The sequence below is a fragment of the Novosphingobium sp. BL-S-33 genome, from assembly GCF_056857025.1.
In genome coordinates, this window is record NZ_CM166475.1 from 1,519,917 (window position 1) to 1,545,805 (window position 25,889).

Genomic DNA, 25,889 nt, shown 5'->3' on the forward strand with positions numbered 1-25,889 from the left:
AACTCACTCCATTTCCAGAATGATCGCGTCCACTGCAAGGCTTTCGCCTGCCTTGGCGTTGACCGCCTTCACCACGCCCGATTTCTCGGCGCGCAGGATGTTTTCCATCTTCATCGCCTCGACAACGGCAAGCGGCTGTCCAGCCTCAACCTTGTCACCCTCGCCCACGTGGAGCGCGACGAGCAGGCCCGGCATCGGGCAGATCAGGTACTTCGAGAGATCCGGCGGGATCTTTTCGATCATGTGCTTGTTGAGCGAGGCGATGTGGCTCGGGAGGATCAGCACGTCGTGGATCGCCCCGCGCGTGGTCATCTTCAGGCCCGTGCGGGTCGGCGCGACACGGATGCCGATGGCCTCGCCGTCGATCTCGGCATCGATCAGGCGATCACCCGGCGTATATTCCATCGCGAGATCGACGGAGATGCCGTTCACCGTCACGTCCTCATCGTCGATGACGACTTCGTACGGCGCCTTGTCAACGAGGACGGTCCATTCCGACGGCGGCGCCAGACGGCGCGAAGCGAGCTGCCCGTCGACCCGGCGCGCACGGTCTGCCCGCGCGGTAGCGACGAAGGCGGCAACGGCAGCCAGCTTGCCCTTTAGTTCTTCCGACGCAGGCGCGCCGGTGAAGCCTTCGGGATATTCCTCGGCGATGAAGCCCGTGGTCAGCTCGCCCGAGCGGAAGCGCGGGTGCTGCATGATGGCCGAGACGAAATCGATGTTGTGGCCAAGGCCCTCGATCTCGAACAGGTCGAGCGCGGCAACCTGCTTGTCCGCCGCTTCGTCGCGGGTCTCGCCCCAGGTGATCAGCTTGGCGATCATCGGGTCGTAGAACATCGAGACTTCGCCGCCTTCATAGACGCCGTCATCGACACGCACGCCGTCGATCCCGCGGCGGCCGTTTGCGGAGCCGTCGTCGTCCCAGCCATCAACCGGCGGCTGATAGCGCACGAGGCGACCGGTCGAGGGCAGGAAGCCGCGATAGGGGTCTTCGGCATAGACGCGGTTTTCGATGGCCCAGCCGTCGATCTTCACGTCGGCCTGCGTCATCTCCAGCTTTTCGCCGGCGGCGACGCGGATCATCTGCTCGACCAGATCGACACCGGTGATCGCTTCGGTGACCGGGTGTTCGACCTGAAGGCGGGTGTTCATTTCCAGGAAGTAGAAGCTCTCGCCCGTCGGATCGGCGCCCGAGACGATCAGTTCCACCGTACCGGCCGAATAGTAGCCCACCGCGCGCGACAAGGCGACGCACTGCTCGCCCATGGCCTTGCGCATCTTTTCGGTGACGAAGGGCGACGGCGCTTCCTCGACCACCTTCTGGTGGCGACGCTGGATCGAGCATTCGCGCTCGTTCAGGTAGAGGATGTTGCCGTGCTTATCGCCCAGGATCTGGATCTCGATATGGCGCGGGTTGAGGATGAACTTCTCGATGAAGACGCGGTCGTCGCCGAAGGAGTTCAGGCCCTCGCGCTTCACGCTCTCGAAGCCCTCGCGCACGTCCTTTTCGTCGTAGGCAAGGCGCATGCCCTTGCCGCCGCCGCCGGCCGAGGCCTTCATCATCACCGGATAGCCGATCTCGTTCGAGATGCGCACGGCGTGCTCGGTGTCCTCGATCTCGCCGACGAAGCCGGGCACGACATTGACGCCGGCCTGCTTGGCAAGCTTCTTGGACTCGATCTTGTCACCCATCGCGGCGATAGCGCCAACGGGAGGGCCGATGAACTCGATGCCTTCTGCGGCCAGCGCCTCTGCGAAGGAGGTACGCTCGGACAGGAAGCCATAGCCCGGATGGACGGCTTCGGCGCCGGTCTGCTTGCAGGCCTGGATGATCTTATCGGCAATCAGGTACGACTGCGCGGCAGGCGCGGGGCCGATGTGGACGGCCTCATCGGCCATCTGCACGAACGGTGCGCGGGCATCGGCGTCCGAATAGACGGCCACCGTCTGAATGCCCATGCGGCGCGCGGTCTTGATCACGCGGCAGGCAATCTCGCCCCGGTTTGCGATGAGGATTTTCTTGAACATCAGATATCCGTTTTCCAGGTATTCGTACCGAATGGTTTGCGGAGATTTTCTGCAAACTCTCCTGCTGTTGGATCGTTCATGCTACTTCCAGCGAAGAACCGAGCGGCGGCATGTTGTGGCCAAGCAGGCGCAGTACGTCGGCAGCACTCTCAACCACGTTCGTACCGGGGCCGTAGATGCCCTGAACGCCGGCATTGCGCAGGAATTCATAGTCCTGCGGCGGGATGACGCCGCCGGCGATCACCTTGATGTCGCTGCGGCCGGCTGCGCGCAGTTTCTGGATCAGTTCGGGGATCAGCGTCTTGTGACCGGCGGCCAGCGAGGACGCGCCGACCACGTCGACCGCGCTCTCCAGCGCCAGCACCACGGTTTCTTCCGGAGTCTGGAACAGCGGGCCGGAAACGACGTCGAAGCCCATGTCCCCGAAAGCGGAGGCGATCACGTTCGCACCGCGATCATGACCGTCCTGACCCATCTTGGCGACCAGCACCTTGGGCTTGCGGCCAAGGCGACGCTCCACCGCCTGCACGCCATCCAGCACCTGCTGCCAGCGGCTGTCGCCCTCGTAAGGCGCGGCATAGACGCCCTTCACCGGGGTCGGCTGAGTGCCATAGCGCTGGAAGCTGTCTTCCATGGCCGAGCTGATCTCGCCCAGCGTCGCACGGGCGCGTGCGCATTCGACGGCGAGCGCGAGCAGGTTGTTCTCGATGCTGGCAGGCGCGGCGGCACCGTCGCGCAGGGCCTTGAGCGCGGCCTGGCAGGCAGCCTCGTCACGGTCAGCCTTCATCTTGTTGATGCGGGCGATCTGGCCTTCGCGGACCTTGGCGTTGTCCACTTCCAGCGTTTCCAGCAGGTCTTCGCTGGCAAGGCGGTACTTGTTGACGCCGACGATCACATCGTCGCCCCGGTCCACACGGGCCTGACGGGCGGCGGCAGCGGTCTCGATCATCGCCTTGGGCCAGCCAGCGGCGACAGCCTTGGCCATGCCGCCTTCGGCCTGCACGCGCTCGATGATCTCCCAGGCCTGGTCGACCAGCTGCTGCGTCAGCGATTCGATGTAATAGGACCCACCCAAAGGATCGACGACATTGCACATGCCGGTCTCTTCCTGGATGATGATTTGCGTGTTGCGGGCGATGCGGGCCGAGAAGTCGGTCGGCAGCGCAATCGCCTCGTCCAGCGCGTTGGTGTGCAGCGACTGGGTGCCGCCCAGCATCGAGGCCATCGCCTCGATCGTGGTGCGGATGACGTTGTTGTAGGGATCCTGCTCCTGCAGCGAAACCCCCGAAGTCTGGCAGTGCGTGCGCAGCATCTTCGACCGTTCGTCCTTGGCGCCAAGCTCCGTCATCACCCGGTGCCACAGCACGCGCGCGGCGCGCAGCTTGGCCACTTCCATGAAGAAGTTCATACCAATGGCGAAGAAGAACGACAGGCGGCCCGCGAATTTGTCGATATCGAGGCCCGATGCCACGCCGTACTTCACGTATTCCGCGCCGTCGGCGATGGTGAAGGCCAGTTCCTGCACCTGCGTCGCGCCGGCTTCCTGCATGTGATAGCCGGAAATCGAGATCGAGTTGAACTTCGGCATCTCGCGGCTGGTGTAGCCGAAGATGTCCGAGATGATCCGCATCGAAGGCTCTGGCGGGTAGATGTAGGTGTTGCGGACCATGAACTCCTTGAGGATGTCGTTCTGGATGGTCCCGTCGAGCAGCTTGCGATCGACGCCCTGCTCTTCGCCGGCAACGATGAAGAAGGCCAGGATCGGAATCACCGCGCCGTTCATCGTCATCGAGACCGACATCTTGTCGAGCGGAATACCGTCGAACAGGATCTTCATATCCTCGACGGAATCGATGGCGACGCCGGCCTTGCCCACGTCACCCACGACGCGCGGATGATCGCTGTCGTAACCACGATGGGTGGCAAGATCGAAGGCGACCGAAAGGCCCTTCTGACCTGCCGCAAGGTTGCGGCGATAGAAGGCGTTCGATTCCTCGGCAGTGGAGAAGCCCGCGTACTGGCGGATGGTCCAGGGACGGCCGGCATACATCGAGGCGCGCACACCGCGCGTGAACGGCGCGAAGCCGGGAAGGCCGGGATCGACGGTCACGTCCTCGGCAGTGTAGAGCGGCTTTACCGCGATACCCTCGGGCGTGTTCCAGGTCAGGTCCTTGCCCTTGACCTCCTTGTCGGCGGCTGCCTTCCAGTCGTTGATGTTCGGTCCCTCGGTCATCGCACTACCCTTGCAGCTTCGTCATCCTGAACTCGTTTCAGGATCCATTCCTCGCCCTCTCACCGTCGTCGCCCGGAGGCGAAATGGATCCTGAAACGAGTTCAGGATGACGGTGGAGCTTGGGCGACGGCTTCTATTCAATGCGCCTCTTTGGGCGTTTCCATGATCTCGGTGAGCTGACCGCCCATGTCCTTGGGGTGGACGAAGAAGATCAGCGTCCCATGCGCGCCCATGCGCGGCTCACCCAGCACCCGCTTGCCAAGGCCTTCGAACCACGCCTTGGCGGCGTGAATGTCCGGCACTTCGTAGCAGATGTGGTGCTGGCCCCCGAGCGGGTTCTTCTCCAGCCACTTGCCCACGGCCGAATCCGGCGTAGTGGGCTGAAGCAGCTCGATCTGCGTGCCTGCTGTGCCGTCTTCACCGGGTGTGTTGACGAAGCAGACCCGCACTTGCTGGCTTTCCAGCACGAACGGCTCGGTAATATCGGTGGCGCCCATCACGTCGCGATAGAACGCGATCGAGGCGTCGAGATCCGGCGTGGCGACGCCGATATGGTTGAGACGACCCAGCTTCATTTAGCAAAAACCTTCAGTTGGGACATTAGCATCATACTTCCAACGAGGACCGGCAGAGCTGACATCAAGACCAGCACCGCTCGAAACAGCTTCGGCCGTTCGTTTTCTGTCAGCCAATGTTCTACCCCGCTCCGTCCAATCTGCAGCCTCAACCGGCCGAAGCGTCGCATTTCCCATACCGTCAGCCAACAGAACACCGTCAGGACAGCAAGGAAGAGCAACGCCTCCGTCACAGGCTCAGGCCATGTTCTCAAGCACGAGAGCGATGCCCTGCCCGCCGCCGATGCACATGGTGACAAGGCCGTACTTCCCGCCCGTGCGCTTCAGCTCGTACATGCACTTGATGGCGAGCATCGTACCGGTCGCGCCGACCGGGTGGCCGATGGAAACGCCCGAACCGTTGGGGTTCACCTTCTCCGGATCGAAGCCCAGCACCTTGGAAACGGCGGCAGCCTGCGCGGCAAAAGCCTCGTTGCTCTCGATCACGTCGATCTGGTCGAGCGACAGTCCGGCGCGCTTCAGTGCCACCGGCACCGCCTTGATCGGACCTTCGCCCATGTAGGCAGGCTCAACGCCGGCGTGGCCCCAGGCAACGATCTTGGCCATCGGCTTCAAGCCGCGCTTCTCGACTTCCGAAGCCGTAGCCAGCACCACGGCGGCAGCGCCGTCGTTGATGCCCGAGGCATTGCCCGCCGTAACCGTGCCGTCCTTCTTGAACGCCGGACGCATCGCGCCGAGCGTCTCGACCGTGGTGTCCGCGCGAACATGTTCATCGGTATCGAAGACGGTGACGCCCTTGCGGGTCTTCACTTCGACCGGAAGGATCTGCTCCTTGAAGCGGCCTTCCGCGATAGCCTTGGCGGCGCGCTGGTGGCTGGTCGCAGCGACGGTGTCCATATCCTCGCGCGAGATGCAGTGGCGCTCCGCCACGTTCTCGGCGGTGATGCCCATGTGGTAGCCGCCGATGGCGTCCGACAGGCCGACGGTCAGTGCGTCTTCCTGCGTATTGTCGCCCATCTTCTTTCCCCAGCGCACGCCGTGGTCGTGATAGGGCACGTTCGACATCGATTCTGCGCCGCCCGCGACGGTGATCCCCGCCTCGCCCAGCTTCATCATCTGCGCGGCCGAAACGATCGCCTGCACGCCCGATCCGCAAAGACGGTTGAGCGTCATCGAAGGCACTTCGAACGGCACGCCCGCGTTAAGGCCGATAACGCGGCTGAGCATCTCGTCCTTGGCGCTGGTCGGCATGACCTGGCCGATGACGATATGGCCGACGTCCTCAGGCGAAACGCCCGCGCGGGCCAGCGCCTCGGTCACGACCTTGCCGCCGAGATCGGAGGGCATGAACGACTTCAGCGAGCCGCCGAAATCACCAACTGCCGTGCGTACGCCGCTGACGATGTAGATGTCTTCCATGACCTGACTTCCCAATCTGGTTTTTCGATGCGTGCCGTCTTTCGCGGCTGGGGTGGATCGCGGTGCTCGCCCAAAGGCGATGCGCCGCGATCCGTGACGCTATCAAAGCGGAATGTTGTCGTGCTTTTTCCAGGGATTTTCGAGGCTCTTGGTCCGCAGCTTGCGCAGCCCCAGCGCGATGCGCTTGCGGGTCGAGTGCGGGTAGATAACCTCATCGATATAACCCCGGCTTGCCGCCACGAAGGGGTTGGCGAAGCGGTCTTCGTATTCCTTGGTCTTCTCGGCAATGCCCTCGGGCGAGAGGCCGCGGAAGATGATCTCCACCGCGCCCTTGGCGCCCATCACCGCGATTTCGGCGGTCGGCCAGGCATAGTTGAGATCGCCGCGCAGGTGCTTGGACGCCATGACGTCGTAAGCGCCGCCATAGGCCTTGCGGGTGATCACGGTAATCTTCGGCACGGTCGCCTCGGCATAGGCGAACAGCAGCTTGGCGCCGTGCTTGATGATGCCGTTGTGTTCCTGATCGGTGCCCGGCAGGAAGCCCGGAACGTCCACGAAAGTGATGATCGGGATGTTGAAGGCATCGCAGAAGCGCACGAAACGCGCGGCCTTCTTGGACGAGTTGATGTCCAGCACGCCCGCCAGCACCATCGGCTGGTTGGCGACGACGCCCACGGTCTTGCCCTCGATCCGGCCGAAACCGACGATGATGTTCCCGGCATGCAGCGGCTGAACCTCGAAGAAATCGCCCTCGTCGAGCGTCTTCCGGATCACCTCATGCATGTCATAAGGCTGGTTGGCCGAAGGCGGGATCACGGTGTCGAGGCTTTCCTCGGCACGGTCCCACGGATCGGCGCAAGGACGCTCGGGCACTTCCTCACGGTTGTTGAGCGGCAGGAAGTCGAAGAAATCGCGCGCGGCCAGCAGCGCCTCAATATCGTTCTCCAGCGCGAGGTCGGACACCGAGGTCTTGCTGGAGTGCGTGATCGCGCCGCCCAGTTCTTCCTGCGTGACGACTTCGTTGGTGACGGTCTTCACCACGTCCGGCCCGGTGACGAACATGTAGGAGCTGTCCTTCACCATGAAGATGAAGTCCGTCATCGCCGGCGAATAGACCGCGCCACCTGCGCAGGGGCCCATGATCAGCGAAAGCTGCGGCACCACGCCCGAGGCGAGCACGTTGCGCTGGAACACTTCGGCATAGCCGCCGAGCGAAGCCACGCCTTCCTGAATGCGCGCGCCGCCGGAATCGTTGAGGCCGATCACCGGCGCGCCAACCTTCATCGCGTTGTCCATCAGCTTGCAGATCTTCTGCGCGTGACGATGCGAGAGCGAGCCGCCGAACACCGTGAAGTCCTGGCTGAACACATAGACAAGGCGGCCGTTGATGGTGCCCGATCCGGTAACGACGCCGTCGCCCGGGATCTTCTGGCTCTCCATGCCGAAATCGGTGCAGTCATGCTCGACGTAAAGGTCGAACTCTTCAAAGCTGTCTTCGTCCAGCAGGATATCGAGGCGTTCGCGCGCGGTCAGCTTGCCCTTGGCGTGCTGCGCGGCAATGCGCTTCTCACCACCACCCAGCTTTGCTGCGGCGCGGCGCTTCTCCATTTCGGCGATATTGGCTGACATATCCACTATCCATACAAACCCGATTCCGGCCTAACTGCGCGGCCAATGGATCGCTGTCCAATGCAAATCTGCAAATTTGCAAACTAGAGGTTTGCAAACTACACACGCAGAATGACATTGCGCCGCACCTTCGCAGGAACCACGCTGAGGAGCCTGCGTGCTGCTCGCGGGATGAAACAAGCCGATCTAGCCAAAGCTATTGGCATCAGCGCATCATATCTGTCGCAGCTCGAAAGCGACGATCGCCCGCTGACCCCCGCAATCTTCGACCGCTTGCGGAGCAATTTTCCGGTGGAGTGGCAGGACGTCCCCGTCGATCAAAGCGCCGAACTTCTTCGCGCCTTCGAGGACGCAATGTCGGACACGCACTCACGGGATCCGCAATCCTCCGCACAAGTTCGCAAGATCGTGGAACAATTCCCAAGCTTTGCAGAGTCATTCATCCAGCTTGCACGCGTGAATCGAGACAATTCCCAGCGCCTCGAGATGCTCGACGAGGCTCTGGGCGCAGACAATCTGGCTGGAGGCAGGCTACCATGGGAGGAGGTCCGCGACTGGTTTCACAACATCAACAATTATGTCGATGATTTAGATCGCCTAGCAGAGGCTTTCTCTCACGAATTGGCAAATGATACTCTGTCACCATCAACCCAAAACTTGGTATCGTGGCTCAATGATAAAAATATCTCGCTCATTTTTTCAGACAAAGGGCCTGTTCGATTATTCGACGAACAACAAAGTACACTCACGATAAATACGGCAAAAGCGAACGACAGTCTTAGGTTCCACCTAGCTTGGCACATCAGCAGCACGCACTTCAACGAAGACATCGCGACGATTTCAAGTAACGCAGACGTCCGCTCCAAAACCGCTCGGAATCTTCTATCTATTGGCCTAACCAATTACATGGCGGGTTCGATCCTGATGCCATACGAGCAATTTCGTTCGATGGCGCGCGACATGCGGCATGACGTTGATAGGCTCCGACACCTTTTCAATGTGACCTTCGAGCAAGTTTGTCACCGGCTTTCCACACTCCAGCGCCCAAACGCACGCGGCACGCCAGTTTATTTCTGCCGCGTCGACCTGGCCGGCAACATCACAAAACGGCACTCGGCTACGCGCCTTCGATTTGCGCGTTTCGGCGGCGCTTGCCCCCTTTGGGTAGTCCATGAGGCTGCCGCGGTGCCTGATAGAATTCATATTCAGCTCGCGGAGATGCCAGATGGCGTCCGCTACGTTTCCATGGCGAAAGGTCTTGTGAAGCCGACCGGCAGCTACGCGGAGCGCCCTCGTCGCTACGCCGTTGCATTAGGGTGTGAAGTCGACTTCGCTGCAGAGTTCGTTTACGCGGACGAAATAAACCTGAGCCACCCCGCCACACCTATCGGAGCTTCATGCCGAACTTGTAGCCGGCATAATTGCGACCAGAGAGCATTTCCTCCTAACGGAAAAGACATCTCCATCGATAGCTTTCGGCGGGAAGTAGTCCCATACTCAATCGATTAATAGATAAATAGATCGATTAGACCGTTCACAGCACAATCTACCGTGCGAACTCGACCTCGTTTTGCACTTAATCTCACAAATTATTATCGTTAGGGCGACGTCGCTCGGTCGAATTGCGCCTTCGATATCGCCTTGAACATTCCGTCCATACTTTGCATTACCCCCCCTTAATCATAGGGGGATAGAAGGTGTCTGCGGGTAAGGTCGAACTGAAGCTCTTGAAGAAACACTATCTCAAAGAACTGAAACACCTAGTGATGTCGGTAGTACCCGCAACGATGGGTCTATCCGCGGCTTTGATTGCACTGATTGGTTCCACGTCCAGCCTGAACAAATCGGATTTTGAAAATTTTACCCAAACCCATGATGCCAAATTACTTGCACTGTTCGCCGCCGCATCCGCCACGCTGTTTATGGCCACGCTGACTTATCTGAACAAAACAAGAAGACGATCTTCGGCTTTCCCGGATAGCATCCTGCCGTTTGGCGGCGACACAAAGAAAATTATTTCTTTTCAACGTCTCGCTGCACGTCTCGGCAACGATCTTCGCAAGGTCGACAAGGATAAGGTTCGAGAGGCGATTGAGAATCAGATCGATGATCTGGCACATACCGAACTGTTGGCCCGGATAAGCCAGCGCGTTCTGGCCGATGATCGCGCCAAGCGATACACCGATTTAATGGAACAATCGGTCAACAGAATGCGCAGAGAGATCGAGGCGCTTGAATTTAGAGGCAATCTCAACCTCTCGATTGGCATTGTGGCCACCATTATTGGAATTACGACCCTAGGCGTGTTTGTATTTACGGCCAACTACGCCAACGTCACGATATCTCAGTTTCTATACAGTTTTGCACCACGCATCTCGCTCGTCCTTTCAATTGAGATTTTTGCATTTTTCTTCCTCGGACTCTACAAATACAGCCTTACCGAGATCAAATACTATCATAATGAACTGACTTCGGCAGAAGCCAGGATCGCTGCCGTGGTTATCGGATCTGAACTACCGGATCAGACTTCGTACTCGAAGCTTGTTTGTGGTCTCGCAGAGATTGATCGAAATAGCGCCCCCAATACTGAGCAAAAAGCAGAACTCGAACGCTCGGCCGAGACCCTCGGGAAACTCCTGACTGCTATTGCGCCTTTCGTAAAGAAGGACTGAGTCCGCAAAACACAACGCCATCGAAGCTGCATGGGTTCGCCCAGTGAGATCATGGCCCGGGCTCTCACGCAAGACGATGCGCAAGAATCTGCGGCTGGACACAATCGAATCCCATTTCAAGGTGCCGGATCGACCACCGACGCAGTCATTGCACTCTGCACCAATGTGATGGCGGCTTCCGGGGATCGGTGGCGAAGTTTAAGCGATCGAGATGGAGCCCGTTGCTGTGATGGACAGTCTCTACTCTAAAGGTGTTTATAGCTTTGAAGGAAATCGGATGACGTTTCCTTCCTCTGGTTCTGCAGCGGCGTCCGTTTCGACCTTGTCATAAGCAGACGCTCGCTTCTCGATCGCCGCATCTCCACTGCGCCCTATGGTATCCGCCCAGTCCTGGAGCATGCGGCGACGCGGCGTCAGATAGAGCGCACTGTTGTAGGCACCGCGAATGTCGTCGTCTTCCGAATGCGCGAGCGCCATCTCGATCCAGTCGGAATTGTAGATCTCCTTCTCGTTGGCCCAGGTCGAGGCCATGCCGCGAAAGCCGTGCACCGTCTGCCGGCCGCGATAGCCCATCCGGTAGCAGGCGTAGATCATGGTGTTTTGCGAGATGGGACTACTCGGTTTGGTTCCCGGAAACACCAGCCCTTCGCCGTTGGTCGCGCGCAGGCGGCGCCGGAGGAGCAACACGACCTGACGCGAGAGCGGGACGATATGCTCGCGCTGCATCTTCATGCGCTCGCCGGAGATGCGCCAGAGCGGGTTCGCGCCGTCGAGGTTCTCGAACTCGTGCCAGGCCGCAAAGCGTGTCTCGCTGGTCCGGCACCAGGTCAGCAGCGTGAACAGCATCGCCTCTCGCGTAATCTCGCGGCGCCGGGGATCCTCTTCCCCGTCATAGTTTTGAATGGCGTGCACGAGTTCGGGAAGTTGCTGCAGTGGGAGCCGCGCCATGTGCTGCACTTTGGGACGCGCCTTGAGCGCACCTGTCAGATGCGCGGAGGGATCGTGCTCAACAAACCCTTCGGCAATCGCATAATGGAAGATCTGGCCAATCGACTGGAGTACGCGCCTGCTCACGTCCAATGCGCCGCGCGCCTCGACGGCCTTGATCGCCGCCAGTATCTCGGGCGCCTTCACACCGGCCATGGGAGTGGATCCGATCGCCGGAAATGCGTCGCGTTCCAATCGCGCCAGCAGACGCTTCGCATGGGCGGGATTGAGACTATCCACGCGGCGAGCGTGCCACTGACGCGCGACGATCTCAAAGGTACGGGCCTCCGCCTCGTCTTTGGCCTGCTGGATCTTGGCGGGGTCTTTTCCCAGCGCCAGCAGTTGGCGTGCTTCGTGTCGTTTGGCACGGGCCGCGGTCAGCGACACGTCGGGGTATTGACCGAAGCTGAGAAGCTTTTCCTTGCCGGCGAAGCGGTACTTCATGCGCCACAGCTTGGAACCATTGGGATGGACGAGAACATGCAATCCGCCGCCATCGGCGAGCTTGTAAGGCTTGCCGCGCTTTGCCGCGTATTTGACCTCGAGTTCCGTGAGCGCCATGGGCCGTGTCCATCTGGGGGTATCGGCCCAAATGCTACCCCCAAAAATACCCCCAATTCAAATGGCTCTGGGTGCATTGAACGGGACGCAGCGGGACGCATGACGGCCCGCCGGGATGGTCAAAAATATTTGATATGCTTGGAAAAATGGTCGCCCGTGGACGTCGCCGGACGGTGCGGGACGGTCGGATCAGGACTGGATGTGGTTGCGGGGGCAGGACATAGCACGAGCGACTAATAATATGAAAACAAACTATTTTTCGGTTTTCCGATGTTTCCAATATCCCCCAAACCACCCCCAAGATACGGCATCTTCCGCGATCGTTAATTCTGACAACGGCAGCGGAACATTATTCTTACAAAACAGATTATTACGACATAGTTCCTGCACAGAATTCAGATCCCATAGTGGGATCTGAACCGGGACGTTTTTACACCACGCAGGTGCTCGCGGGCGCACGTCTGGTAACGCGCGCGCACTGCCATCGGTGGGTTCTTCTAGGGCCCACGATTCTCGTCATCGGAGCATCCGCAGTTGGGGAGTTCTGGCCGCTTTCAGTCTGACCGTTTACAGATCTCCACTCAAGCAAAGCGGACTTCCGGCTGCGCCATTATCTTCGTCGCTTGAACCTGTTCCGCCCATACCCGGGATCGGCCATAAGCTAGTCATGACTGAGACGATTCGAATTGCCACGATCGGCGATGCCGACGCTGTAACGGCGCTGACTCGTTCGGCCTATGCCAAATGGGTGCCAGTGATTGGGCGGGAACCTATGCCAATGCAGGCAGACCATGCAGCCATGATCCAAGATCATCGGGTTGATCTGCTGTTAGTTGGACAAGACTTAGCCGCGCTTGTCGAAATGATCCAAGGCGATGACGGACTGCTCATTGAAAATGTTGCCGTTGAGCCGAAATTCCAGAAGCGAGGCTACGGCAGGAAAATGGTAGCACACGCCGAACAACTCGCGGTATGCGCTGGATCGGCAGTCGTTCGGCTGTATACGAACTCGCAGTTTGAGGAGAATGTGCGACTCTACCTTTCGCTCGGCTACGAGATCGAAAGAGAGGAGCCCTTAAATGGCGGTGTGCTGATCCACATGTTCAAGCACGTTTCCTAGGTCGCGTTGACAAAATGCTTCAGCCATAACCTTGCGGCAGCAAGGTTGAGGAAGCTGAGGTAGGAAAGTGCGGTTTTCTCGAAACGAGTGGCGATGCGGCGCTGGTGCTTGAGGAAGCCGAACATACGCTCGATCCGATTGCGATCGCGGTAGCGACCATAGTCGGGATGCACTGGGGCCTTGCGGTTTGAGCGCGGCGGGATGACGGGCAGGATGTTGTTCAGGAGCAGGTCCTCGCGAAAGCGGTCGCCATCGTAACCTTTGTCGGCGAGCAAAGCCTTGGGCTTCGGCACCGGCATGGCCATCAGGTCCTTGACGCCACCGTAATCGGACGCTTCGCCGCCTGTCAGGTGGAAGCCGAGAGGCAGGCCCTGATTGTCGCAGCGGGCGTGGACCTTACACGTAAAGCCGCCGCGTGATCGACCAAAAGCCTCCTTACAAGTCCCCCTTTAGCGCCAGCGGCCGACACGTGGCCCCGGATCATGGTGCTGTCGATCATGTGCTGCCAGTCGTCGGTCAGGCCGAGATCGACCAGCGTCTGCAACATGGTATCCCAGACGCCTTGCTCGGCCCAACGGCGGAAGCGCACGTAGACCGAGTTCCACTTCCCGTATCGTTCATGCATGTCGCGCCAGGGGCAGCCAACCCGCAGGACGTGCAGCATTCCATTGAGATACAGCCGGTTATCTCCGGCAGGCCGAGCATGTCTGCCGCGCTCAGGCGGAAGCAGCGGTCCGATCAATTCCCATTCTGCGTCGCTCAGGTCGCCGCGATCCATGCCCGCCCTTCCAAAAAGCAGGCTTGAATCAGAACTCAACCTGATTGGGAATCCCTTTTGTCAACACGACCTAGCGCCAACATGTCGGTCATTCCCTGCGCCGCTTTGCTACAGCCGCCGATCATTCATTGTTGCTCGTAATCTACCAAGTGAGCCGCAATCCAAAGCGCCCCTCGTAAGAGCGGCGCCCATCGCTGATGCCGATTTCGCTGCCCGCGCTCACGTTGAAAGACAGATTGCCGGTCAGCTGGGCGGTGACGCCGGTGCTCAATTCGCCCCAGGCTCCGCCGAGATCGGCGCGCAGGGGGACGAGCCCATCGGCCGATGAGAACTCGGTCTTGGGATTGCCGAGAAATTCATACCAGAGATTGCCCCGCACCCAAGCGGTTACGGGCCGTGCATCGGTGCCGCTGCCACGCATCCAGGTTTGCGCCAGCTTCACGCCGGCCCGGCCCGCGAGCGACTGGATCCCGGTGAACCGCACTGTCGCTGCGGCATCGCCGCTGTCCTCCAGCGACACCGACTGAAAAATGAGCTGCGCCTGAGGTTCGATGGCAATCCCGTTCGAGCGGATCTTGTATCCGCTTTCAAGAGATGCCGCGATTCCGAAACCGTCGGTCCGGAGTTCGCTCAACCTCGTGGACTGCCCTTTCATCTTGTACCAGGTGCCCTGGACAACACCATCAAGGTACCAGCCGGCGGGTGCGAAGTGTGTCCAATAGGCCCCCGCCGAGTAGCTGTCGAAGGGGTCCTGACCGGCTCTGCGGTTCGTATAATGCGTCACTTCGGCGCGGCCCGAACCGTAGGCGCCATAAACGCCGGCAAAGTCCGCCTTATCCCCGTCCGTCTTGCGGATGAGATCCGCTCCCACCTGAAACGCATAGAAATCATAGTCGTAGTAGGGCCCGGCACCGAAGATCAGGTTTTTGCCTTCCTGATGGCCGAAGCGGCCCATGGTCCGGCCCCAGATGGTGCCCCGATCCTTGGCGATGGCAGTGTTTTCGCCAATTTCACCGACGCGGGTGTCCAGCGTACCCAGCAGATTGCGTCCGAAGCTGAGCGCCAGGGCGGGGATCGCCGCGTAGAGGGATGTCTCAAGCCGATAATCGGGGCGGGGCGAGGGCCCGGGATTGCTCGAAACCGAGCGCAGGAACCAGTCGTCGCTTGCAGAGGCGCTACCGCGATGGAGCGAATATTCGTAGGGCCCGGCAATGACGGGTCCCGCCAGCGAAAAGGCATCGGCGGCCGTCTTGCCCCCGTTCGCGGCCTGCACGATCGGGATACCGTCACCGGTCGTCAGCGCGCCAAGGCCGCCCTGGTTGAGCACATCGATCGACGTAGATCCCGTGGCGGTCCCGCCGGAGATGACAAGTCTGTCCGCGGGCGACTGGTCGCCGGCAAGCACCGTCTCGATCTGCAGCGAACCTCCATCGCCGCGATAATTGCCGGCGATCGTCAGCGTGCCGATCGAGTTGCCCGGCGCGATGATTCCTTCGTTGAGGACGTCCCCGATGATCGTCCCCCTGCCCGCCAACGTGGCGCCGGGATAGACCACGGTGTTCGATCGGATCGATCCATTGACCGAAAGCCTGCCCGCCACGACCGCAGTCGGCCCCGTATAGCTGCTTGCGCCATTCAGGCTGAGGGTTCCGCTTCCCGATTTCACAAGGATGCCCGTGCCGGTAATTCCCTGGCTGATCGCGGTGACGAAGCCGTTGGTGTCGAAGTCTCCGCCACCGAGCCCCAGGTCGATTACCCGCGTCCCGGCGAGGTCGAACGCCCCCGCCCACCGCAATGTCCCGCTGTTCAAGGTCAAGCCGCCGGAGGGCGCGCCAATGCTTGCATCGGTGCCTATCTGCAGGATCCCCGCATTCACCACGGTTCCTCCGCCATAACTGCTTGCGCCGGTAAGGCTGAGAGTCCCTGTCCCGGCTTGCGTGACCGAACCCGGCCCGCTGATCGTGCCTGCATATTCGATCGTGTCGGAGCGGTCGAAGACCAGCGCGCCGTTGTTCGCGACATTGCCTTCGATGCTTCCCGAAGTGCCGCCATTGCCGATCTGCAGAGTGGACGCGGCAATCGTCGTGCCTCCGCCATAGGTATTGGCGCCGGTCAGGATGAGCCGCCCTGTGCCGGCCTGCGTCATCGATCCATTGCCGCTGATGGTACCGCCGAACAGGACGACATCGCTGCGATCGAAAACAAGCCCGCCATTGTCGAGAATATTGCCGACAACGCTTCCCGTGGTTCCACCGTTGCCCAGTTGAAGCGTGCCAGCGGCGATCGTCGTCCCGCCGGTATAGCTGTGGTCGGCGGAGAGGATGGTGGTGCCGGGCCCGGCCTGGACCAGTGCGCCGCTCCCGCTGACGATGCCCGCATAGGTTGCCGTATCGCTGCGGTTGAAGGTCAGCGTGCCATTGTCGACGATATTCCCCGATACGCTACCGGAGGCGCCGCCATTGCCCAGTTGAAGCGTGCCGGCCGTGATTGTCGTGCCGCCTATATAGCTATGGTTTGCGGTCAGGATCGTTGTGCCGGTGCCTGCCTGTTCCAGCGATCCCGTGCCGCTGATCGTGCCCGTATAGGTCGCGGTATCCGACCGATTGAATATGAGCGTACCATCGTCGACTACGTCGCCGCGAATGGAGCCGCCGATACCTCCGGCACCGATCTGAAGCGTGCCCCGTTCGATGGTCGTCACGCCGGTATAATTATTGTCCGCCGAGAGGATCAGCGTGCCCGGATCCGTCAGGGTCAGGCCCGCCGAACCGGCAATGGGCACCGCGATCTCAGCCGTTACCCCTGCATCGACACGGATCAGTCCTGCAAAGCCGGTATTCGCCGGATCGGCAAATGTCAGCGTCCTGCCCGCGCCCGCGATGCGATAGCCGTCAGCCGTGAACTGCAGTGCGACGGCGGACACGTCCTCCCCCAGCGTGACCGTGCCGCCCTGGGCGCTGAAGATCCCCATTCCCGACAGCCACTGCTGGTTGATCCGGCCGTTGACGTTGGTCCAGTTGGTCGCGTTTTGATTCCATTCGCCGTCGCCGCCCGAGACGACGCCGTCGCCGGTCTGGTTGCTGCCATCCCAGAACTGCACCGCAAGGCCGTTCTCGATGGCGATCAGATTGACCTCCCCGGCAATCGCCGTCTGCACCTGACTGGACGCAAACGCGGCGGGCAATGGGCCGACGGCCAGACCGTTGTCGGTCAAGGCGCCGCCATATTCGATCAGCTTGTAGCTTCCCGGAAGCAAGGCGAACCCGCCGCTGGCCGTGACATTGAGGGTACCGTCAAGCGTGAGATCGCCATCGACCCGTGCAATGTCGTTGAGCGGCCCTCCGACCACTTCCGGTTCACCCAGTTGCCAGTCGAGTTGCGCCCCGTCGGCCAAGACAAGCGCGCCCAGCGAGATGCCACCCGGCGCGGCAAGCGGCCCGGGCGACAGATGGCCTCCGGACGCTATCGCGACGACGCCATCGATGCGCCCGTCGCCGGTCAGCGTAGCCCCCGACGCCACGGCCACCGCGCCGCTTGCAAGCGATCCTGCAACTTCGAGCGTGCCCGCTGCAACCTGCGTGGGGCCGGTATAGCTCTGGGCACCGGCAATGGTGAGCAGGCCCGGTCCCAGTTGCGACAGACCGCCTGTTCCACTGACGATGCCAGTCAGGATCACGTCGTCGGAACGGTTGAAGGCCAGAGTCCCAGCGTTGGCGACATTGCCTGACAGGCTTCCGGATGTGCCGCCATCGCCCAGTTGAAGCGTGCCCGCATCGATCGCGGTGCCGCCCGAATAGCTCTGGTCGACAGTAAGGATCGTAGTGCCGCTGCCCGCCTGCACGAGCGCGCCGCTCCCGCTGACGACGCCGGCATAGATGTACTGGTCGCTGCGATCGAACACGAGCGTCCCGTTGTTGACGACATTGCCCAGCACGCTGCCCGAAGCCGCTCCATTGCCGATCTGCAGCGTCCCTGCCGCGATCGTCGTGCCGCCGGAGTACGTGTTGTCTCCCGCCAAAATCAGCGTGCCTGCACCCAGCTTGAAGAGAGCGCCAGTCCCGCCGACCGATTGAGCGAAAGCGACACCATTGCCGTTCGTATCGATCGAGCCACCCGCTGCGCCCAGCGTGACCACACGGGTTGGCGCCGGATCGAAGCCCGCGTCGAAGCGCAACGTGCCGCCGTCGAGGCCGAGTGCGCTGTCGCTGCTCCCCAGAGCAGCATCGCTGGCAATGGCCAGCACGCCATCCGTCACCAACGTTCCCCCGGCGTAGCTGTTCGCCCCCGTGAGAACCAGCGTGCCCGCGCCCAGCTTGGCGAGCTGCCCCGAACCGCCGATCGTGCCCGTCAAGGTCAGCGTGGTAGTCGCTTGCGGCGCAAAGGCTCCGCCATCGAGCCCGAGCGTGACGATACGTGAGGAACTGAAGCTGGCAGTCGTGGCGAGCGTGCCGCCATCGATCTCCAGTGCGCCTGACGCCGCGCCGAGATTGGCATCCCGCTCGATCGCAAGAGTGCCGCCGTCGATCGCGGTGCCTCCGGTATAGCCATTGTCGGCCGCCAGTGTCAGAACGCCATCGTCCGTCTTGGTGAGCCTTGCCGCGCCGCCGCTTCCATCGACGATCGGCGCATCGATCGTTGCCGAGACATTCGGATCCACGCGGATTATCGTGTCTGGCGTGCCCGCCAGCGTGAAGCCGCTCCCCGTGATGACATAGCCGTCGGTGCGGAACTGCATGCCGTCGAACGCAAGGTTCCCGCCCAGAGTCACGATTCCGGCCGTGCCCTGAAAAACCGCGAAACCGGATTGCCAGGGCGCATTGACGGCGCCATCCGCGCCCGTCCAGTTCGACGCCGCCGTGTTCCAGACCCCCGTGCCGCCGTCGATCAGGCCGTTGCCCGCAAGATTGGGACCGTCCCAGAACTGCAGGGCAAAGCCACCGTTCTGCACGACCAGGTTGACCTCGCCCGGCGTGCTTGTCTGAATGAGAAAGCCGGCGCCCGAACTCGCGCTGGGCAGGCTGCCCAATGCCAGCCCATTGTCGATCAGGCCGCCGCCGTAGTCGATCAGACGGTAGACGCCCTGGCTGAAGCCGCCTTCGTCGGTAATGTTGAGTATGCCATCGAGCGTCAGGTCGCCACCGACCCTGATGAGATCGTTCGCATTGCCGCCGACGGTACCCGGAAGGCCCAGTTCATAGTCGAGCTGCGAATTGGCCGAGAGCACCAGAGACCCCATGGTCAACGTGCCGATCCCTTCACCCGGCGCCAGGTGACCGCTGTCCAGGACCGTCACGGTGCCGGCGATCGTCCCTTCGCCGCCCAGAGTTGCGCCCGCATTGACTTGCACGGCGCTCGCAATCGAACCGCCCACCAGCAGGCGCCCGGCATCGACCGAAGTGCCGCCGGCGTACGTGCTGTCTCCGGTCAGCCGCAGCGTTCCGCTGCCCGCCTTGCCCAGCCCGCCTGTACCGCTGACCGTTCCGGCGAATGTGATTTCATCGGCCCGGTCGAACACAAGCCGGCCATTGTCGACGACATTGCCCACAATCGTACCGCTCGCCCCGCCGTCGCCGATCTGCAGTGTGCCCGCGCTGATCGTGGTCCCGCCGGTGTAGCTGCTGTTCGCCGTCAGCACGGTCGTGCCGGTTCCGGCCTGTTCCACCGACCCCGATCCGGTGATCGTTCCGGCAAAATCGAAGCTGTCCGAACGATCGAAGATCAGGCTGCCGCTGCTGGAAACGTTGCCGGAAATGCTGCCCGCGGTGCCGCCGTTCCCGATCTTCAGGCTGCTGGCGGCGGCGACCGTCGTGATGCCCGAATAGGTATTGTTGCCCAGCACTGTCACGGCGCCCCGGACCGTCAGACCGCCGGCCCCCGTGATCAGGCCGGCCAGCGTCAGGCCGTCCGCAGGGGCAGCGATGGTCCCGCCACCAAGGTTGAGAGTGATGGGACGCAGGTTCTGGGGCTGGCCCGTAGCGGTGAACTGCAAGGTACCGCCATCGAAGGAGAGCGGCGCTCCGGCAAGACCAAGGCTGGCGTCGGTCGGCACAATCAGCGTGCCCATGGTAATGGCCGTGCCGCCGGAATAGCTGTTCAGCCCCGTCAGCGTCCAATCGCCGGCGCCCGATTTGATCACCGCGCCCGAGCCGCTGATTGTCCCCCCGTAAGTCGCGCTCTGCTGGCCTGCGTAGACAAGCGTCCCGTTGTCGAGAATGTCTCCGGTGACGCTGCCGCTCTGGGTAGAGGTGCCGAGTTGCAGCGTTCCCGCCGCGATCGTCGTCAGGCCGGTATATGTATTGTCCTCGGTCAGCGTCAGGGTGTTGTTACCCAGCTTGGTGAGCGCCCCCGTCCCGGTAACAAGTGCATCCAGCGCAAGGTCGTCGCTGCGGTTGACCGTCACCGTGCCATTGTCGTTGATCGTGCCCGAAACCGCCCCGGCCGTCCCGCCATTGCCGATGTTCAGCGCGGCGCCGCTGGCGATGGCGATCCCGCCGCCAGCGCCGGTAACGGCCAGCGCACCCGTAACCGTCAGCGCGCCCGCTTGCACGGAGACCGCGCCGGAACTCGTCGATGTAGAACTGACCTGCCCGCTCAATGTCAGCGTGTTACCGCCGAGCTTGTTCAGCACTCCGGCTCCGCCGATGGCACCGCCGAACGTATAGTCGGACGATCGGTTGAAGGTGAGCGCGGCATTGTTGATCACATTGCCGACGAGGCTGCCGGTTGCTCCGCCATTGCCGATCTGGAGCGTGCCCCCGCTGATCGTGGTCCCACCGGTATAGGTATTTTCTCCCGTGAGGACCGTGGTTCCCGCGCCCGCGAACGCGGCGCCGCCCATGCCAGAGAACACCCCTGAAAAGGCGTCCGTATTGCCGCCGTTGTTGATCGTGCCGGTACTGGCAAGATTCACCGCACGCGCCGAGGCAATGCCGGACGTGGTCAGCAGCGTACCCCCATCGAGCGTCAGCCCGGCCGCCGCCGCGCCAAGGTTGCCGTCGCCGGAGATGGACAGCACGCCCTGGGTGACAGTCGTTCCGCCCGAATAGGTATTCTGTCCCGAGAGCACCAGCGTGCCGAGATCGGTCTTGTCGAGGCCGCCGGTCCCCTGGATCACCGCCGCAATCGTGGCGGTCATCGACGCACCGGCCGCCGTACCGTCACCCACGCGGATCACCGTATCCGCCGTGTCGGTCTGAAGCGACTGCCCGCCGATCGTATAACCACCCACGGCGAACTGGGCCCCGGAGAAGGCCACTTGGCCATCGGTATTGTCGATGACTACGGTTGCCGGCACAGCCTGGAAGACGGCGAAGCTGTCGGCCGTCCAGGGACGGTTGGCAAGGCCCGCGGAATCGGTCCAGGCCGCACCGCCGAGCGCAGATGTCCAGGTTCCGGTTCCTCCATTGACGGCGCCGTTATTGTAGAGCCCGGCATTGCCGCCATCCCAGAAGGTCATGTTTCCCGCACTGACGACGAGATTGACCTGCTTTGAAACTGCGGTCTGGATGAACAGGTTTGTATTGGGTTGCAAACCGGCGGGCACGCTTCCGAAATCGAGCGTGTTGTTCGACAGTGTGCCGGCGTAATTGAAAATCCTGTAAATGCCCGGCCCCAGCGCGCCTCCGCTCGACTGGGTCAGGTTGAGCGTGCCATCGAGCGTGAGATTGCCCCCGACGATAACAAGATCGTTGAACGAGCCGCCGACGGTCCCCGCCTGCCCGAACTCGTAGTCGAGGATCGCCGCGCCGGACAGAACGAGATTTCCGCCAATGGTCAGCGTGCCGGGGCTGTCACCGGGCGCGAGGTGCCCTCCGTCCTGAACCGCCACCGAGCCACTCACGGTTCCCGTGCCGCCGAGTGTCGCGCCCGATGACACGGTTGCGGCACCCGCCAGTGAGCCGTCGACCAGCAATGTGCCGGCTTCCACATTCGTCATCCCGGTATAGGAATTGGCGCCCCAGAGCGTCAGCCCGCCCGCGCCGCGCTTGAAAAGCTGCACGGTGGTCCCGGCGGCGATGCTGTCGGCGGTATTGGCAATGGACGTGCTGTCACCGATAGTGGCCGCCGCGCCCGTACCGATGTCGAAGACCATGCTACCGGCGTTGGCGAACAGGAAACCGCCCCCGGCATTCGTCGCGGCCTTGTTGCCGGTGGCGGTCAGAGTAGTCCCCGCCGCCAGCGAGAGGTTGAATCCGGCACCCGCATAGATGGCTCCACCGCGGGTGGGCCCGGTGTTGTTTTCGAAGACGATGGCATTGTGGGTGCCGCCGATCGTCACCTGCCCTTCCGTATAGATCGCCCCTCCGAGCCCGAGCGTGCTGGTCCGGTTGCCGGAAAAGAGCAGCCCGGCGGAACTGCCGCCAATCGTGATCGCGCCGCCGGTGCCCGTCGCCAGCGCGCCGCCCCTGATACCCGCGACATTGTTGGTGAACGAAAATCCTCCCGTGACCGAAGGATCGATCAGCAAGGCCTTTTCCGTGTAGAAAGCACCGCCCCAGCCGCCCGCGGCGCCGGTTCCGGTCGTGGCCGAGACCAAATTGTCATCGACGACGATACTGCCGTAGCTGCCGCTGAGCGTCATCCCCTCGAAATAGCCGAGGAGCGCGCCGCCTGAGGTTTTTGCGCTGTTGCGGCTGATCTCCAGCGCGCCTTGCGTCGCCGTGTCGATCAGCATCGCGTTCCCGGCGCCTAATGCCCCGCCGCCATTCAAAGTAGAAATGTTGTCGGTGAGACTGATCGAGCGATAACTCCCCAGCAGGGTAATCGTGCTGTTGTTATAGGCAGCGTCCAATGCCCCCCCGAAAGAGGCAGCGACATTGCCGCGCATGATCATGTCGCCCGTTGTTACGGTATCGATCAGCAGCGGGCCGTCCGTCACGCGTATCGCCCCGCCCATGCCGCGCGAACTACTGGTGATCTGGTTGCTGTTCGAATCAATTAGTATGTCGCTGTAATTGCCGCTGATGGTCAGGCCCTTTTGCGCCAGCAGTGCGCCTCCATCGGCCCCGCTCGAGTTATTCTCGATTGTCAGCGTGCCGCCTGCCGCCGTGTTGTTGATCAGCATCGTGCTGTAGGCATAGATCGCGCCGCCGCCGCCTCGGCTGAGATCGGTCAGGCTGGAGGTGGCAGTGCTGTAAGTGCCGCGATTGTTCGCAATGGTGATGGCGTTGAATGCGCCATCGATCGAGACCGTGCCGCTGTAGATCGCGCCTCCCTGCGCCCCCGTATTACCCACGAGATTGAACGCACCGCCCGCGCTGGTGAATGCAATGCTGCGGACATTCGTCGACGCGATCGCGCCGCCATTGCCGGTGGCGGTATTCCCCGTGAGGGCAAAGTCCGCGCTTCCGGAATTGACCGAAAGGGTGCCGCTGCCGACGTAGAACGCGCCGCCTGCCCCGCTCGCGATATTGTTCGCAAAGGTAATGCCGCCGTTCAGGAACAGCGTACTGCCCGTGTTCAGTGTGCCGGCACCGCCATTGCCTGTATAACTGGGGGACGTGATCTGCACGGCGGCACCGGGCCCGGTGGCGAGCGTGCCGGTGGCGTTTGCCGCAACCGTCAGGCGCTTCGCCAATGTCCCCGCGCCGGTCCACAATAGACTGCCAGCAGTCGCTCCGGTACCATCGAAGGTCAGCGTGGTGCCTGTCCCCAGCCCGGCAGCAGCAGCCGTTTGCAGTGTTCCACTCGTGATCGTCGTGGTGCCCGAATAGGTATTGCTGCCTGAGAGAACGAGCGTGCCCAAATCGGTCTTCTTCAAGCCGCCGGTGCCTTGAATGACCGCGGCAATGGTTGCGCTCATGCCCGCACCGGCGGCCGAACCGTCGCCCACGCGAATGGCCGTCGCCGCCGTGGTCGTGGTCAGGGCGCCGCCGGTAATCGTATAGCCATCGACGGCGAACTGAATCCCCTGGACATTGACCGCGCCGGCGCTCGTATCGACGGTTACGGTGCCCGGCGTTCCCTGAAAGATCGCAAGGTTGTTCGATGCCCAGGCCGCGTTGATTGTACCGGCGGCGTTCGTCCAGTCCGTGTTGACCGTCGCCGCGGACCAGGTTGCGGACCCGCCGTCGACAACGCCGTTTGGCAAGAGATTGGCACCGTCCCAGAACTGATTTGCACCCGCTGCCAGTTGCTGCTGGACGACGAGGTTTACCTGATGGGCCTGACCGGTCTGGACCGTAAACTCGTTGGCATCGAAACCATTCGGTAGCGTGCCCAGGACCAGACCGTTGTCGGTCAGTGACCCGCTGAAATCGATCAACCGGTAAACGCCGTTTCCAAAGCCGACGGCATCGGTCACGTTCAGCGTCCCGCCGAGCGTGAGGTCGCCGTTGACGGTCAGCAGGTCATTGACCCCGGCCCCGACGACATTCGGGATGCCCAGATCGTAGTCCAGAATCGAAGCGCCGCCCAGAACGAGGCTCCCGAGCGAAAGAGTACCTACGCCGTCGCCCGGCGACAGGTGGCCCCCGTCCGCTATGGTGATAGGCCCGGCAATCATACCGCTCCCGCCCAGCGTCGCGCCGCTGGCGACTGTCACGGGGGAAATGCCGAGAGAACCGTTTGCGAGCAGCGTACCGGAGCCAACTGTCGTTGCACCCGAGTAGGTACTCGCGCCCGAGAGCGTCAATGTACCCGCGCCCAGCTTGGCGACCGTACCGCTTCCCGTGATGGCTCCCTCGAAAGTGGTCCGGTCGGCGCGATTGAAAATCAGGGTGCCATTGTCGACCACGTCCCCCACAATGCTGCCGCTGGTGCCGCCATCGCCGATTTGCAGGCTGCCGCCGTCGATGACGGTCCCGCCGCTGAACCCATTGTCGCCGGTCAGGATGAGCGTGCCGAAATCCGTCTTGCGAATTCCGCCTGTCCCCTGGATCGAGGCGGCAATCGTTGCCGTTACCGACGAACCTGCCGGCGAACCGTCTCCCACCGCGATCACGGTGTCAGGCACGTTCGTCGTCAAGTCGCCACCCGTGATACCGTAACCCGAAACAGCGAACTGAAGCCCGCCGAACGTGATGCTGCCCGCGCTGTCGTCTATCGTGACGATTCCCGGTGCGCCCTGAAAGACGGCTACGCCGTCAGCCGACCATGGCGTGTTGGCGGCACCCGATGCATCGGTCCAACTCGTGTCGGGGGCCGCCGCCAACCATGTTCCCGCGCCGCCATCCACGGTGCCGTTGTTGAAGAGGGTTTCGTCCGTGCCGTCCCAGAAAATCGGCGTATCCGCGCTTGCTGCAACTGTGAGACGGGCGGTTACTGCATTAGCGTCGCAGCCGCCCGCTGAAGATGCATTCGTGGCTTCTCCGTTTGATGCGCATTGGGCGTAAGCCCTTGGTGCGAAACCTGGAAGCAGCGCGACCACCGCCAACGTTGACAGCAGCCTTTGCCGTCGCAGCCGGCGGCTCCGCTCCGGGGTTGAAATACAGTTGAGTTGGAAAGAGTGGCTACACTCGGTTGCCGCGCGGAGCCCTTCCCAATAACCATTCTTTTGTAATCGTGGCTCGACCATGATCAAGCCGATCGGAGTTGGCCTCGTGCTCGATAGAAAGCCGCATCCCTGTCAAAATGGCGGAAACTTCCGCCAAATTTCGGCTTCTTGTTATATAACAATTCCCCAACTCGACTCGCAAAACTCTCAGAACAATGAGTTCTGTCCGAATCGTACGGCCTATCGCGATTAATATGCACAGCCACACCCTCCAATATTATGCAGTAGTACTTTAGACGTTTCTGCCCTTTCTTATATCGGGAAATGACCTGAGAAAGCTCCGCAGGCGCCGCGCCAGAGATCCAGCTCGAATTGGCGATGACTTGCTGGTCGTCACCATGCATATTGCTGGCGGTATCGAAGTTCCGACGAGCTAGGGGTGCAGCGATCGTT

10 protein-coding genes and 1 pseudogene are annotated in these 25,889 nt (G+C 61.7%); 3 read left to right on the forward strand and 8 right to left on the reverse strand.

The genetic code is table 11. The features are described 5' to 3' along the window. Positions 1–3: 3 nt before the first annotated feature. The 5 genes from AC1VVM_RS23370 to AC1VVM_RS23390 form a co-directional block, all read right to left on the reverse strand. A complete protein-coding gene (locus AC1VVM_RS23370; protein WP_395335323.1) occupies positions 4–2,028 on the reverse strand; it encodes an ATP-binding protein in 2,025 nt (674 codons plus the stop codon). A 76-nt stretch (positions 2,029–2,104) separates the two neighbouring features. Beyond that, entirely contained in the window at positions 2,105–4,261 is a 2,157-nt protein-coding gene (gene scpA / locus AC1VVM_RS23375; protein ID WP_395335326.1) for a methylmalonyl-CoA mutase, read from the reverse strand. 137 nt (positions 4,262–4,398) lie between these two features. After that, entirely contained in the window at positions 4,399–4,836 is a 438-nt protein-coding gene (gene mce / locus AC1VVM_RS23380) for a methylmalonyl-CoA epimerase (RefSeq protein WP_132385595.1), read from the reverse strand. 237 nt (positions 4,837–5,073) lie between these two features. Next, the gene (gene bktB / locus AC1VVM_RS23385) at positions 5,074–6,255 is read right to left on the reverse strand and encodes a beta-ketothiolase BktB (RefSeq protein ID WP_395335328.1); all 1,182 of its coding nucleotides are present in this window, start codon (positions 6,253–6,255) and stop codon (positions 5,074–5,076) included. Between the two features lie 102 nt (positions 6,256–6,357). Continuing rightward, the gene (locus tag AC1VVM_RS23390) at positions 6,358–7,884 is read right to left on the reverse strand and encodes an acyl-CoA carboxylase subunit beta (protein ID WP_132385597.1); all 1,527 of its coding nucleotides are present in this window, start codon (positions 7,882–7,884) and stop codon (positions 6,358–6,360) included. A gap of 111 nt (positions 7,885–7,995) precedes the next feature. On the opposite strand from AC1VVM_RS23390, the gene AC1VVM_RS23395 reads away from it, so the two are divergent. Then, the gene (locus AC1VVM_RS23395; RefSeq protein WP_395335331.1) at positions 7,996–9,393 is read left to right on the forward strand and encodes a helix-turn-helix domain-containing protein; all 1,398 of its coding nucleotides are present in this window, start codon (positions 7,996–7,998) and stop codon (positions 9,391–9,393) included. A 188-nt stretch (positions 9,394–9,581) separates the two neighbouring features. Beyond that, a complete protein-coding gene (locus AC1VVM_RS23400) occupies positions 9,582–10,556 on the forward strand; it encodes a hypothetical protein (RefSeq protein ID WP_395335334.1) in 975 nt (324 codons plus the stop codon). A gap of 255 nt (positions 10,557–10,811) precedes the next feature. Here the strand turns inward: AC1VVM_RS23400 and AC1VVM_RS23405 are convergent, their stop codons facing one another. After that, the gene (locus tag AC1VVM_RS23405; protein WP_395335337.1) at positions 10,812–12,104 is read right to left on the reverse strand and encodes a tyrosine-type recombinase/integrase; all 1,293 of its coding nucleotides are present in this window, start codon (positions 12,102–12,104) and stop codon (positions 10,812–10,814) included. Positions 12,105–12,771: 667 nt separating this feature from the next. Here AC1VVM_RS23405 and AC1VVM_RS23410 point away from each other — a divergent pair. Continuing rightward, on the forward strand, positions 12,772–13,224 hold the full coding sequence (locus AC1VVM_RS23410; RefSeq protein ID WP_482956650.1) for a GNAT family N-acetyltransferase: 453 nt from the start codon (positions 12,772–12,774) through the stop codon (positions 13,222–13,224). On the opposite strand, the pseudogene AC1VVM_RS23415 reads toward AC1VVM_RS23410, so the two are convergent. Together AC1VVM_RS23415 and AC1VVM_RS23420 are read right to left on the reverse strand one after the other, a co-directional pair. After that, positions 13,221–14,002: pseudogene (locus tag AC1VVM_RS23415) on the reverse strand (IS5 family transposase). The gene AC1VVM_RS23410 and the pseudogene AC1VVM_RS23415 overlap by 4 nt on opposite strands. Before the next feature lie 142 nt (positions 14,003–14,144). Beyond that, the gene (locus tag AC1VVM_RS23420; protein WP_482956651.1) at positions 14,145–25,154 is read right to left on the reverse strand and encodes an autotransporter-associated beta strand repeat-containing protein; all 11,010 of its coding nucleotides are present in this window, start codon (positions 25,152–25,154) and stop codon (positions 14,145–14,147) included. Positions 25,155–25,889: the final 735 nt, after the last annotated feature.